This is a genomic window from Salibaculum halophilum (genome assembly GCF_002094885.1).
Taxonomy (GTDB): domain Bacteria; phylum Pseudomonadota; class Alphaproteobacteria; order Rhodobacterales; family Rhodobacteraceae; genus Salibaculum; species Salibaculum halophilum.
In genome coordinates, this window is record NZ_MSIT01000027.1 from 17,619 (window position 1) to 29,656 (window position 12,038).

Below are 12,038 nucleotides of genomic sequence, written 5' to 3' on the forward strand. Positions count from 1 at the left end.
CCACGTCGAGCCCGGGGGCGCCATGACCGCGGCGCTCACCTTCCGCAATCTGACGCTGGGCTATGATCGGCACCCGGTGGTCCATCACCTCGAGGCCGAGATCGTCGAGGGCAGCCTGACCGCCGTCGTGGGCCCGAACGGGGCCGGCAAGTCGACCTTGCTCAAGGGCGTGATCGGCACGCTGGCGCCGCTGGAGGGGCGGATCGCGCTCGGTGGTATCAATCGCGATGACATCGCCTATCTGCCCCAGCAATCCGACATTGACCGCTCCTTTCCGATCTCGGTGCGCGATCTGGTGGCCATGGGGCTCTGGCGCGAGATCGGGCCTTTCGGCCGCCTGCGCCCGCCCCACCGAGACCGCGTCGCCGCGGCGGTATCTGCCGTCGGTCTGACCGGCTTCGAGGACCGGCCCATCGGTGCGCTGTCGGGCGGGCAGATGCAACGCGTGCTCTTTGCGCGGCTTCTGCTGCAGGAGGCGCGGCTGGTCCTGCTCGACGAGCCGTTCACCGCCATCGACGCCCGAACCATGGCCGACCTTCTGGGCGTCGTGCGGCGTTGGCATGGCGAGGGGCGCACGGTGCTTGCCGTGCTGCACGATTTCGAGACGGTGCGCGCACATTTCCCCGAGACGCTGATGCTGGCGCGCGAGCTTGTGGCCCACGGGCCCACGGCAGAGGTGCTGACGGCCGAGAACCAGTTCCGCGCCCGCACCATGGCCGAGGCGCCGGACCCCGATGCGGACGTCTGCGAGCGGGGCGCGGCATGATCTGGGACGCCGTCATCCAGCCCTTCGCCGATTTCGGCTTCATGCGCCGGGCGCTCCTCGGCTGCGTCGCGATCTCGCTCGGCGCGACGCCGGTGGGCGTGTTCCTGATGCTGCGGCGGATGAGCCTGACCGGCGACGCCATGGCCCACGCCATCCTGCCGGGCGCGGCGGTCGGATACCTGGTGGCCGGCCTGTCGCTGGGGGCCATGACCATCGGCGGCATGATCGCCGGCATGGCGGTGGCGCTCCTGTCGGGCTTCGTCACGCGGGCGACGGCGCTCAGGGAGGATGCGAGCCTCGCGGCCTTCTACCTGATCTCGCTCGCGCTCGGCGTGCTGATCGTGTCCACGCGCGGCAGCAACGTGGACCTGATGCACGTGCTCTTCGGCACGGTGCTGGCACTCGACGATGCGGCGCTGATCCTGCTCTGCAGCCTCGCCAGCCTCTCGGTGGTCACGCTCGCGCTCCTGTTCCGTCCGCTGGTGCTGGAATGCGCTGATCCGCAGTTGCTGCGCTCGGTCAGCGGGTTGAGCGCGGTGACGCATTTCGTCTTCCTCGCCCTGGTCGTGATCAGCCTCGTGGGCAGCTTCCAGGCCCTCGGCACGCTCATGGCCGTGGGCATCATGATCCTGCCCGCCGCCGCCGCGCGGTTCTGGGCGACCGGCATCGGCGGGCTGCTCATCGCGGCCGTCGCGGTCGCGATCCTCGCGAGCCTGAGCGGGCTGCTGCTCTCCTACCATTACAGCCTGCCGTCCGGGCCGGCGATCATCCTCGTGGCGGGGCTCGCCTACGGGGTGTCGCTGGTGTTCGGCCCGGCCGGCGGTCTCGTCGCGCGCGCCCTGCCGCGCCGCCACCTCGAAGCCTGAAAGGAAATCCCCATGACCAACCGCAGAAACCTGCTGAAATCCGCCACCGCCGCTGTCGCCCTTTCGCTGGGCGCACCGGCGCTCGCGCAATCCGACCAGCCGATCCCCGTCGTCGCCACCTTCTCGATCCTCGGTGACATGGTGGAGCGCATCGGCGGCGAGCATGTGGCTGTCACGACGCTCGTCGGCCCGAACGGCGACGCGCATGTCTACCAGCCGACCCCGCAGGCCGCCCGCGCGGTCAGCGAGGCCGAGATGCTCGTGGTCAACGGCCTGCAGTTCGAGGGTTGGCTCGACCGGCTGATCGAGGCGTCGGATTTCGATGGGCGCCGCGTCGTGGCGACGGCGGGGATCGCGCCGATCGCCTTCGACGGCGCGCATGACCACGGGCACGAGGATCACGCCCACGAGGATGGGCACGATCATGCGCATGAAGATCATGCGCATGCGGAAGAGGCCGACCACGATCACGACCATGAGGAGCAAGCCGAGGCCGGTCACGATCATGACCATGACCATGACCACGAAGACCACGCGGAGGCGGCGGGCCACGACCACGACCAGGAGGATCACGCGGAAGAGGCGGGTCACGACCACGATCACGACGACCACGCCGAGGCGGGGCATGATGGCCACGACCACGGCGCCTTCGACCCACACGCCTGGCAGAGCCTCGACAACGCGGTTGCTTACGTCGACAACCTCACCGCTGCGCTGGCCGAGGCCGATCCCGAAAACGCGGCGACCTTCTACGAAAACCGCGCCGATTACGTCGCCGAGATCGAAGCCCTCGACGCCGAGATCCGCGAGATCGTCTCGGGCCTGCCGGACGATCGGCGGATCGTCGTCACCTCGCACGACGCGTTCCAGTATTTCGCACGCGATTACGGCCTGACCTTCGTGTCGCCGCAGGGTGTCAGCACGGAGTCCGAGGCCTCGGCTAGGGACGTCGCCCGCCTGATCGAAACGATCCGGGACCAGGGCGTCTCGGCGGTCTTCTTCGAGAATATCGCTGACACCCGCCTGCTCGAACGGATCGCGGACGAAACCGGCGCCACCATCGGCGGCACGCTCTACCCCGGCGCCCTGTCCGAGCCCGACGGCCCGGCGCCCACCTATCTCGACATGATGCGCCACAACGCGACGACGCTCGCGCAGGCGCTGAGCTCCTGACCCGAAAGGAGACGACCATGACCGCACAGGTTCCCGTAACCGTTCTGACCGGCTTTCTCGGCGCCGGAAAGACCACCCTGCTAAACCGAATCCTCACCGAACAGCACGGCAAGAAATACGCCGTCGTGGTCAACGAGTTCGGCGAGACCGGGATCGACAACGACCTCGTCGTGGATGCCGACGAGGAAGTGTTCGAGATGAACAACGGCTGCATCTGCTGCACCGTGCGGGGCGATCTCATTCGCATCCTCGGCGCGCTCATGAAACGCGCCGACAAGTTCGACGCGATCCTCGTCGAGACCACGGGCCTCGCCGACCCGGCCCCGGTGGCGCAGACCTTCTTCGTCGACGCCGACGTGGCCGAGAAGACGCAGCTCGACTCGGTCGTGACCGTCGTCGACGCCCGCCACCTGGAGACGCAGCTGGAGGAAAGCCACGAGGCGGCCGAGCAGCTGGCCTTCGCCGATATGGTTCTGCTCAACAAGATCGACCTTGTGGACGCGGATCACCTCGCGCGGGTCGAGGCCCGCATCCGCGCCATGACCCCCTATGCGCGCATCGTCCATGCCGAGCGCTGCGGCGTGCCGCTCGACACGGTGCTTGGCCAGAACGCCTTCGACCTGAAGCGCGTGCTCGAGAACGAGCCGCATTTCCTCGAGGACGACCACGCGCATGAGCATGACGACGCGGTGACCAGCGTCGCGCTGGAATCGGACACGCCGCTCGACCCGGAGAAGTTTCAGGCGTGGTTCGGCCGGCTCCTGCAGGAGAATGGGCAGGACATCCTGCGCTCCAAGGGCATTCTCGACATGGCCGGGGAGAGTGACCGGTTCGTCATCCAGGGGGTCCACATGCTCATGGAGGGCGACTTCATGGGCCCCTGGCCCGAGGGCGCGGCGCGCCACTCGCGGCTTGTCTTCATCGGACGTGGGCTCGACGGCATGGGCCTCGAGGAGGGCTTCGCGGCATGCAAGGCGGCGTGACTCCGGCGCCGGCCCGGGACGGTTTCCCGCCGACCCGGCTGGAGGCCGAGGGGCGGCACCAAGACACCGGCGCGCATGTCACCGCGGCGGTGGCGCTCGGCGAGACGGTGGTGAGCGCGCATGGCGATGGGGCGCTGCGCCTCTTCGGTGGCGATGCGCCGCCGCGGGAGGTGGCCGCGCATCGCGGCGTTGTGCTCGCAATGGCCGCGGCCGGGCCGGCGGCGGTCGTCACCGGCGGGGATGACGGCCGCCTCCTGCGCATCACCACCGATGGCGCGGTCGAAGAACTCGCCGATTTCGGGCGCGGCTGGGTCGATTGCGTCGCGGCGCATGGCCGGACGGGCCTCGTGGCCTGTTCGGTCGGCCGGGCCGTGCATGTCTGGCGGTCGGCCGCCGCGCGGCCCGAGACGTTCGAGCATCCGAGCACGGTCGGCGGGCTGGCGTTTGAGCCCAAGGGCAAGCGGCTGGCGGTGGCGCATTACGGCGGCGCCACGGTCTGGGAACGCGGCGAGCGGCGCTGGAAATCCACGAAGCTCAAATGGGCGGGATCGCATATCGGCGTCACCTGGAGCCCGAACGGCAAATACGTCGTCACGGTCATGCAGGAGAACGCCCTGCACGGCTGGCGGCTGCGCGACAAGCTGGACATGCGCATGTCGGGCTACCCGGCCAAGCCGCGGGCGCTCGACTGGGCCGGCGACGGCCCGCACCTCGCGACGAGCGGCGCCGACAGCGCGGTGTGCTGGCCGTTCAGTTTCAAGGACGGCCCGATGGGCCAGGCGCCGCTCTGCGTGGCCCATGGCGGCAAGCAGCTTGCCACGATGGTGCGGGGCCTGCCGGGGCAGGCGGCGGTACTCGCGGGGTATCAGGACGGGGCGGTGCTGATGAGCGAACTCGAGGAAGACGCCGAGGATTTCGTCCTGCGCGGAACGACCGGCATCGAGGTGACGGCGCTGGCGGTCACGGAGTCACTGTCGCACATCCTGATCGGCGACGCGTCGGGTGGCGTCCTCTGGGCGCCGCTCAGGAAAGGGGACGGGAATGCGCGGCCTGTTTGATCGCAAGCGCCCCGACGCCGCGGCCATCCGCCGGGTGAAAGCGTGCGTCACGGAGGCGCTCGGCCTGCCCGGAACCACAACGCTCATGGTCGCCGAACTCGCCTGCCACGAGCCCGGCTGCCCGCCGATCGAGACCGTCGTGACGGTGCAGGACGCGGACGGGCAGCGCCGCACCTGGCGGCTGCACAAGCCCGTCGCCGAGATCACCGCCGCCGATGTCGCGGCGCTGGAGGCGCATCCATGACCGAGACGGCGCCGGCACGTCATGACGAGACCTCTCGGTGGTCCTGGGGCGGGCAGGATCTCACCTACGCCCTCACGCGCCAGGGCGCGGGGCCGCGCGCGCTTCTCCTGCCGGCGCTGTCCTCGATCTCGACGCGCGAGGAGATGGCGCCGCTTCAGGCGCCGCTGTCGGAGCGGTTCGAGACCGTGGCGCCGGACTGGCCCGGTTTCGGCACGGCCGAGAAACCGCATGTAGCGTGGACCCCCGCCGCCATGGCCGCCTGGCTCGACCATCTTCTCAGCCGCGTCGACCCGGACCCCGCCCTGATCGTCGCCGCGGGCCATGCCGCGGGATATCTGCTGCGCCATTTCGCGGACACTCCGGCGCGCGCGCCGCAGCTCGCGCTTGTCGCGCCGACATGGCGAGGACCGCTGCCCACCATGATGGGCCGCCGCCCGGGCTGGCTCTCACGCGTCCGGGCGGCCGTGGACATGCAGGTCGCCGGTCCCGCCCTCTATACGCTCAATCTCAACGGACTGGTGATCCGGCGGATGGCAAAGGGCCATGTCTACGCGGACCCGGCCTGGCTGACGCCCGCGCGCATGGACGCCAAGCGCAGGGTCTCCCGCGCGGCGGGCGCGCGGTTCGCCTCCGTGCGGTTTGTGACCGGGGCGCTCGACCCGTTCGAGACAGGCGACGACGCCCGTGCCGCCGCTGCGGCGATGCCGCGCGGGCGTGTGCAGATGATCTGGGGCGCGGAGACGCCCCGGAAATCGAAAGCGGAAATGGAAGCGCTCGCCGCTGCGGTCGGGGTCACGCCGACCGTTCTTCCGCACGGAAAACTCGGGCTGCACGAAGAATTCGCGGACGACGTATCGGCGGCGATCCTCGGACACGCCGCAGACATCGAATGAGGGAGAAAACAAGATGAACGACACAACCGAGGCAGCCCATGCCGAGCACCTTGCGCAGGCACAGGATCATTACCGCTGGCGCCGGGACCACATGGAGGCGCTGGCCATCCTGAAACGCGCCGAAGCAGCGATCTTCGCCCATGAAGCGGATCCTGGCCCATGACGCCGAGATCGCGCGCCACGAGGAACAGATCGCCCACGGCGATGCCCATGCCGAAGCGCCGCCCGCGGACGAACACGCCCGGTTCGCCCATGACCACACGGCAGGGGCCGAGCATCACGAGGCGTTTCTGGAGGCCATCCGCGCCCTCGACGCCCACATCAAGGAATGAGCCTCCCATGAAAGACATTGATACCCGCCTTCCCGTCACCGTTCTCTCCGGCTTTCTCGGGGCCGGCAAGACCACGCTTTTGAACCGCGTGCTGAACAACCGCGAGGGCCGGCGTGTCGCGGTGATCGTCAACGACATGTCCGAGGTGAACGTCGACGCCGATCTCGTGCGCGCCGACACTCTACTTTCGCGCACCGACGAGACGCTGGTGGAGATGTCGAACGGCTGCATCTGCTGCACGCTGCGCGACGACCTGCTGGACGAGGTGCGCCGCCTCGCCGCCGAGGGCCGCTTCGACTACCTGCTGATCGAGTCCACCGGCATCTCCGAGCCGCTCCCCGTCGCCGCCACTTTCGACTTCCGCGACGCCGAGGGCGAGAGCCTGTCGGACGTGGCGCGGCTCGACACGATGGTCACGGTCGTCGACGCGGTGAACCTGCTGCGCGACTATTCCAGCCACGATTTCCTGTCCGACCGCGGCGAGACGATGGGCGACGAAGACGAGCGCACGCTGGTGCATCTGCTGACCGACCAGATCGAGTTCGCAGACGTGGTGGTCCTGAATAAGGTCACGGACGCCGCGCCTCACCAGGTGGACGCGGCGCGCAAGATCATCCGCAGCCTGAACGCCGATGCACGGATCATCGAGACCAACCATTCCGACGTGGCCGGGGAGGCGATCCTCGACACCGGGCTTTTCGACTTCGACAAGGCCCACGAACACCCGATGTGGGCCAAGGAGCTTTACGGCTTCGCCGACCACGTGCCCGAAACCGAGGAATACGGCGTCGCGTCCCATGTCTATCGCGCACGGCAACCGTTCGAGCCCGAGAAGATCCTCGCGCTCCTGAATGGCGACATGCCCGGTGTGATCCGCGCCAAGGGGCATTTCTGGATCGCGACCCGCCCGGAGTGGGTCGCGGAATTCTCCCTCGCTGGCGCGCTGTCGTCCGTGAAACCGCTCGGCACATGGTGGGCCGCCGTGCCGGAAGACCGCTGGCCCGACCACGACAGCGCGCGCGCCTATATCGCGCAGCATTGGTTTGAGCCGTGGGGCGACCGGCGGCAGGAGTTTGTCTTCATCGGCGCCGGCATCGACTGGCCGGCGCTGAAGGCCCGTCTCGACGCCTGCCTGCTGCCCGATCACTTGGCGCCGGGCTCGGATGCGCTCCCGGACCTCCCCGATCCCTTCCCCGCATGGCGGCGCGCGGAGGCGGCATGACGCTCGTTCGAGAGATCGCAAAGGATACGCCGAGCGGCGTCGGCGTCGCCGACACGCCCGAGGGGCTGTCGGCGCTGCATCGCCCCGGCTGCGCCGCCGCGATCTGGCGACGGCAGCCCTTGCCGGGGTTCCAGTCGTGGATCGACGGGCTCGATGCGGACGTCCTGCCGAGGGCCCGGGTGATCCTGCGGCCGGAGGCCGTGCGCGACACCGCGTCGGAGGTCTGCGAGGCGTGTGGCACCCCCGTCGGCGCGGAGCGAGACCGCCTCGTGGACGACATAGCGGCGCTCGCCGACATCTTCGCCGGGCTGATGCGGGCGCGCTGGCTGCGCCTGCGGCTCGACGTGGTGACGACGAATGCCTGCCGGAAGTTCCACATCGACGCCGTGACGGCGCGGCTGGTCTGCACCTATCGGGGCACCGGCACGCAATACGGCATCGGGGCGGATGGGGCCGAGCCGCGCCGGATATTCACCGTGCCGACGGGCGCGCCGATCCTGCTGCGCGGCACGCTCTGGCCCGACCGCCCGCGCGCGGGGCTGCTGCACCGCTCGCCCCCGATCGAGGGCACCGGCGAGACGCGGCTCGTGCTCGTGCTCGACCCTGTCGACGATCCGGAGGAGGCGGTCTGATGCGCGGCAATCGCGGACGGACCAGCCTCAAGCTCAAGCGCCGCACCGAAGACCCGATGCGAGACTTCGACCGGCTGCCGCCCGAGCTGCGCGCCTGGCTCGCCGAGGCCGTCCTGCCGTGGCGGCCCCGATCCGTGCGCCGGGCCTTCGAGCGCGCCGTCGCGAGGACGCGAGACCGCGCGCGCGCCCTCGAGGAGCTGGACCGGCTTCAAGAACGGCTGGTGGCAAAGGACGCGCGGGCGGTCTGGGGCGACGCGCATCCCTGTGTCTCGACGCAAGGGGGCCGATGATGCGCATCCCGGTCACCATCCTCACCGGCTTCCTCGGCGCCGGGAAGACCACGCTCGTGAACCGCCTGATGACGCAGCCGGGCTTTGGCGACACGGCCGTCATCGTCAACGAGTTCGGCGAGGCGGATCTCGACGGGCTGCTGGTCAACCATGTCGAGGACCGCGCCTTCGCCTCCACCACCGGCTGCCTGTGCTGCACCGTCTCGGGGGACGTGCGGTTCACGCTCTTGCGCCTGCTAGACGAGGCGGATCGTGGTATCGGGCCGATGTTCAGCCGAGTCGTGATCGAGACGACAGGCCTTGCGGATCCGGGTCCGATCCTGCGCACCTTCATGTCGACCCAGCGCATGCTGGACCGCTTCGCGATCAACGGCGTGGTCACGCTGGTCGATGCGGTGAACGGCGCCGAGGCGATCGACCGGTTCGAGGAAGCGCAGCGCCAGGTCGCCGTCGCGGACCTGATGATCCTCACGAAAGGCGACCTCGCGGGAGACCACGCCGCGCTGCGGCAAAGGCTCGTGGCGCTGAACCCCAACGCCCGTCACCTGACGGCCGAGGAGACGACGGCGGACGACATGTTTTCCCTGGCCGCCTTCGATCCGGCCGGAAAGCGGCCCGATGTGCGTGCCTGGCTCCGGTTCGACGCGCATGGACACGGGCATGACCACGACCACCACCACGATCACGATCATGCCCATGACGTGAACATCCATGGCGCCACGACGGCCTTCTGTTTTTCGGCGGAGCGGCCGATCGCGCCGGCGGACCTCGAGGCAGCCATCTCGGCGCTTCAGGCCTCGTTCGGCGCCGATCTGCTGCGCATCAAGGGGCTGGTCGAGATCAGCGATCCTCCCAGCGCGCCCTGCGTGCTCCACGTCGTCGGACATGTCGCCAGCCCGCTGCGCAGGCTCGACGGCTGGCCCAACGGGATCGATAAGACGCGCGTCGTGATGATCGTCGCCGGCCCCGGCCGCCATGACGCCGCCGGGATGCTCACCCGTTTCCTGCCGGAACTGAGCCCCTTCAGTCCAAACAAGTCGAGCCGACAGCTTGAGCCGTCGAAGAAATAAAAACAGTGACTTAGGGTGGAGAACGTCCGACCCCGGTCCCGACCCCTCCGCCACTTGCCCTCGCGAAAGCGTTCTCGCTGATCTATCTTTGAAATTCGGGCACTGACATGAGCTGCGATTTTCCGACTGCCGATCTTCGACCTGACGGAGATCGGAGATGTCGCAACGCAGGCATCACGTGCCCCGGGGTCAAGGCGTAAGTCGGACTGGAGACCTTGAAGGACGAGAGCTGGATGGTCCGCCGCGCCAGTGGCGCGGCGCAAGCCCTAACAAGGCCACCGCGTTGGCGAGCCGGCTCGGGGAGGCATCCAACGATTATCCATCACCGGAAACGTGCCCTGCTCGACGGCGCAACCGGCGTGTTCGACCGCGGGACCCCGCAAGACGCGCGGGATCGACGAGGAGCAGGTGAAGGAGCACCACGCCAAGATCGCGGGGTTAGGCCGCGAACGCCATGCGTTCGAGCGCGCGTCCTTCGGACCTGAAAACGCCCTTCCCCGATGTTCGGCAGATACCCCTCGCCCACGCAGTTTAACGTATCAACGAGAAGCGGATACGTCGACGGCTGCGTAGAGGCGCTGAACGAGGCCATCCACAATGTCGGCCCGCCCGAGAACATGAACCCCGACCAGGGCAGCCAGTTAACGTCCTTCGCCTGGACGGACCGGCTCCGCCGATCAGGCGTGCGGATTTCGATGGATGGGAAAGGCCGGTTCCTCGACAACATCTTCATCGAGAGGCCGTGGCGGACGCCGAAATACCAATGCGTCTCCCTGCAGCCTTGGGGAAACCGGCTCGGAGACGAAAGCGACTATCCGGAAATGGATGACCTTCTAAAACCACCAACGCCAACACTCGACCCTTGCCGGCAGACCGCCTGCCGTAGTCTACTGCCCGGGAAAAGACGAAACCCAACCCGATCAGCAGGCGCAAAGAGCAGCTCAACCAACGCCAGGTATCATCCAGCCGATGGGGCGTGGATGAGTGACACCCGGCTTATCTCAACTCGCACCAAGGCCAAGTGACCTTGGGTAAGGAAGTCCCCCTTGCTGGAAAAGCTGGCGCAGAAGCTCAAGATCTCGAAGCTCGGCATACGTGCGCCAACGCCAGCTCCCTCACGGAACGGCGTGGCAATCGCTGCGATCGTGCGGGACGAGGCCGAACATATTGGCGAATGGGCGCGCTTTCATCTCGCGGCGGGCGTGCGGCACTTCGTGATTTATGATGATGCCAGTCGCGACGACACCGTGGAGGTGCTGCGCGCCACGCTTCCCGCTGATCGGCTGACGATCATACCCTGGGCGCAACGGTTGTCGGATATCCGGCTGGGGCGAGAGATCCACAACCAGTTGCTGGCCTATGCCCATGCGGCGGGCAATTTCGGGGGTGGCTTTCGCTGGATGGGTTTCATCGATATCGACGAATTCTTGGTGCCCGTTGGGGCTGATACGCTTGAGGACGCCCTCGCGACCCTCGGCGATGTCCCCAACCTGTCGCTACCATGGCACATGTTCGCGTTTTCCGGCCATGACACGCCTCCGGTTGGCGGCGTCGTTTCCAACTACCTGATGCGCGCGCGCGATCCGATGGGGGATGCGCCGGGGCTACGCGCTTTCAAGATGCTGGTGGATCCCTGTCGCCTGACGACGATGCGGATCCATGCCATGCAGACAGATGGCGATGAGCGCACCTGGAATGCAGCCGGAGTACAAGCCACATTCGCAACGCGCGACCAAGCCGGCTTCTATTCCACGCAGGCCGTGCAGCTAAATCACTACTACACCCGCTCGCGTGAAGAGCTTGAAAGCAAGATCGCGCGGGGGCCAAACCTTCTCGCCAAAGGGCGCGAGTACCGCCGCAAGGTGATGCGGACCGTCGCCAGCATTGAACAGGACCAAGTCGAGGATACCCGCGCCCGCGATTTTGCCAGATCGGCCGGGTTGCGAGTTGCCGAGGACCAGCCCACCATAGGTTGACAGCCAGCGCGAATAACGTGCAGGCGCAAGGTAACAGACCGGAGTAAAGGCCACGGTGTAAAATGATATCAGGTTCGCAAACAGGGGCGAGCGTTGGGCGCACCAGCGTTAGTGGCCACGCGAGGCCGCGGCTTGTCGTGCACTTGGGTTTTCCAAAGACCGGGACCACGACGATACAGCGTATGTTGGCGAAAAACACCAACGCTCTGGCCCCTGGCCTTGTCGTTTCCGCGAAAGACGACCTGACGTATCGCTTGCGCAAATACGCGCTGCGGTACAGGCGCACAGGGTTCGCCTATTGGAAATGGCGCCATGACAATGCGTTGCGGACCATGGTCCGGCGGATCGACGCCATGGCATTCGAAACCCTGCTTATCTCTGACGAGAACATGACAGGGATGGAGTCCGGCAAACTTTTCATGCCCGATGGCGGCAAGGATTACGCCGGATGGCTGGCAAGGCTGGACCATGCATTTTCGCGGTATGACGTGACTTATGTGCTTTACACCCGGGCCGTGGAGCCTTGGCGGGAG

Annotated in this window: 15 protein-coding genes; all 15 read left to right on the top strand. The window is 67.6% G+C overall.

What is annotated here, in order from left to right:
* Window positions 1–22: 22 nt before the first annotated feature.
* Window positions 23–766 carry a zinc ABC transporter ATP-binding protein AztA gene (gene aztA / locus BU124_RS12755; RefSeq protein WP_084863963.1) on the top strand — a complete coding sequence of 248 codons (744 nt, stop codon included), beginning with the start codon at window positions 23–25 and terminating at the stop codon, window positions 764–766.
* Window positions 763–1,632: a metal ABC transporter permease gene (locus BU124_RS12760; protein ID WP_084863964.1), complete on the top strand. Its 870-nt coding sequence runs from the start codon at window positions 763–765 to the stop codon at window positions 1,630–1,632. The genes aztA and BU124_RS12760 overlap by 4 nt, the downstream gene beginning before the upstream one ends.
* A gap of 12 nt (window positions 1,633–1,644) precedes the next feature.
* Window positions 1,645–2,805: a metal ABC transporter solute-binding protein, Zn/Mn family gene (locus tag BU124_RS12765; protein WP_084863965.1), complete on the top strand. Its 1,161-nt coding sequence runs from the start codon at window positions 1,645–1,647 to the stop codon at window positions 2,803–2,805.
* A 17-nt stretch (window positions 2,806–2,822) separates the two neighbouring features.
* Window positions 2,823–3,788, top strand: coding sequence for a CobW family GTP-binding protein (locus BU124_RS12770; protein WP_084863966.1), 966 nt, complete (start codon window positions 2,823–2,825; stop codon window positions 3,786–3,788).
* A complete protein-coding gene (locus BU124_RS12775; RefSeq protein WP_218775104.1) occupies window positions 3,773–4,846 on the top strand; it encodes a WD40 repeat domain-containing protein in 1,074 nt (357 codons plus the stop codon). The genes BU124_RS12770 and BU124_RS12775 overlap by 16 nt, the downstream gene beginning before the upstream one ends.
* Complete coding sequence (locus BU124_RS12780; RefSeq protein ID WP_084863967.1) at window positions 4,830–5,090, top strand: hypothetical protein; 261 nt, start codon at window positions 4,830–4,832, stop codon at window positions 5,088–5,090. Before BU124_RS12775 ends, BU124_RS12780 begins: the two co-directional genes overlap by 17 nt.
* On the top strand, window positions 5,087–5,983 hold the full coding sequence (locus tag BU124_RS12785; protein ID WP_084863968.1) for an alpha/beta fold hydrolase: 897 nt from the start codon (window positions 5,087–5,089) through the stop codon (window positions 5,981–5,983). Before BU124_RS12780 ends, BU124_RS12785 begins: the two co-directional genes overlap by 4 nt.
* A 13-nt stretch (window positions 5,984–5,996) precedes the next feature.
* Window positions 5,997–6,146: a hypothetical protein gene (locus tag BU124_RS14860; protein WP_179141924.1), complete on the top strand. Its 150-nt coding sequence runs from the start codon at window positions 5,997–5,999 to the stop codon at window positions 6,144–6,146.
* A complete protein-coding gene (locus BU124_RS12790) occupies window positions 6,124–6,315 on the top strand; it encodes a hypothetical protein (RefSeq protein ID WP_084863969.1) in 192 nt (63 codons plus the stop codon). Before BU124_RS14860 ends, BU124_RS12790 begins: the two co-directional genes overlap by 23 nt.
* Before the next feature lie 7 nt (window positions 6,316–6,322).
* The gene (locus tag BU124_RS12795; protein ID WP_084863970.1) at window positions 6,323–7,537 is read left to right on the top strand and encodes a GTP-binding protein; all 1,215 of its coding nucleotides are present in this window, start codon (window positions 6,323–6,325) and stop codon (window positions 7,535–7,537) included.
* Complete coding sequence (locus tag BU124_RS12800) at window positions 7,534–8,169, top strand: DUF1826 domain-containing protein (protein ID WP_084863975.1); 636 nt, start codon at window positions 7,534–7,536, stop codon at window positions 8,167–8,169. The genes BU124_RS12795 and BU124_RS12800 overlap by 4 nt, the downstream gene beginning before the upstream one ends.
* Window positions 8,169–8,459, top strand: a complete 291-nt coding sequence (locus tag BU124_RS12805) for a DUF6525 family protein (RefSeq protein ID WP_084863971.1) — start codon at window positions 8,169–8,171, stop codon at window positions 8,457–8,459. Before BU124_RS12800 ends, BU124_RS12805 begins: the two co-directional genes overlap by 1 nt.
* Entirely contained in the window at window positions 8,456–9,529 is a 1,074-nt protein-coding gene (locus BU124_RS12810) for a CobW family GTP-binding protein (RefSeq protein WP_084863972.1), read from the top strand. The genes BU124_RS12805 and BU124_RS12810 overlap by 4 nt, the downstream gene beginning before the upstream one ends.
* Before the next feature lie 1,046 nt (window positions 9,530–10,575).
* Window positions 10,576–11,505 carry a glycosyltransferase family 92 protein gene (locus BU124_RS12815; protein WP_084863973.1) on the top strand — a complete coding sequence of 310 codons (930 nt, stop codon included), beginning with the start codon at window positions 10,576–10,578 and terminating at the stop codon, window positions 11,503–11,505.
* A 182-nt stretch (window positions 11,506–11,687) separates the two neighbouring features.
* Window positions 11,688–12,038 (top strand): hypothetical protein (locus BU124_RS12820; RefSeq protein ID WP_179141925.1); only part of this gene is annotated, 351 nt, incomplete at its 3' end.

Excerpts from the sequence above, each read along its gene's own strand:
- BU124_RS12790 (WP_084863969.1), top strand. The coding sequence starts at position 6,124 with ATGAAGCGGATCCTGGCCCATGACGCCGAGATCGCGCGCCACGAGGAA.
- BU124_RS14860 (WP_179141924.1), top strand. The coding sequence starts at position 5,997 with ATGAACGACACAACCGAGGCAGCCCATGCCGAGCACCTTGCGCAGGCA.
- BU124_RS12780 (WP_084863967.1), top strand. The coding sequence starts at position 4,830 with ATGCGCGGCCTGTTTGATCGCAAGCGCCCCGACGCCGCGGCCATCCGC.
- BU124_RS12805 (WP_084863971.1), top strand. The coding sequence starts at position 8,169 with ATGCGCGGCAATCGCGGACGGACCAGCCTCAAGCTCAAGCGCCGCACC.
- BU124_RS12770 (WP_084863966.1), top strand. The coding sequence starts at position 2,823 with ATGACCGCACAGGTTCCCGTAACCGTTCTGACCGGCTTTCTCGGCGCC.
- BU124_RS12765 (WP_084863965.1), top strand. The coding sequence starts at position 1,645 with ATGACCAACCGCAGAAACCTGCTGAAATCCGCCACCGCCGCTGTCGCC.
- BU124_RS12760 (WP_084863964.1), top strand. The coding sequence starts at position 763 with ATGATCTGGGACGCCGTCATCCAGCCCTTCGCCGATTTCGGCTTCATG.
- aztA (WP_084863963.1), top strand. The coding sequence starts at position 23 with ATGACCGCGGCGCTCACCTTCCGCAATCTGACGCTGGGCTATGATCGG.
- BU124_RS12810 (WP_084863972.1), top strand. The coding sequence starts at position 8,456 with ATGATGCGCATCCCGGTCACCATCCTCACCGGCTTCCTCGGCGCCGGG.
- BU124_RS12785 (WP_084863968.1), top strand. The coding sequence starts at position 5,087 with ATGACCGAGACGGCGCCGGCACGTCATGACGAGACCTCTCGGTGGTCC.
- BU124_RS12800 (WP_084863975.1), top strand. The coding sequence starts at position 7,534 with ATGACGCTCGTTCGAGAGATCGCAAAGGATACGCCGAGCGGCGTCGGC.
- BU124_RS12795 (WP_084863970.1), top strand. The coding sequence starts at position 6,323 with ATGAAAGACATTGATACCCGCCTTCCCGTCACCGTTCTCTCCGGCTTT.
- BU124_RS12775 (WP_218775104.1), top strand. The coding sequence starts at position 3,773 with ATGCAAGGCGGCGTGACTCCGGCGCCGGCCCGGGACGGTTTCCCGCCG.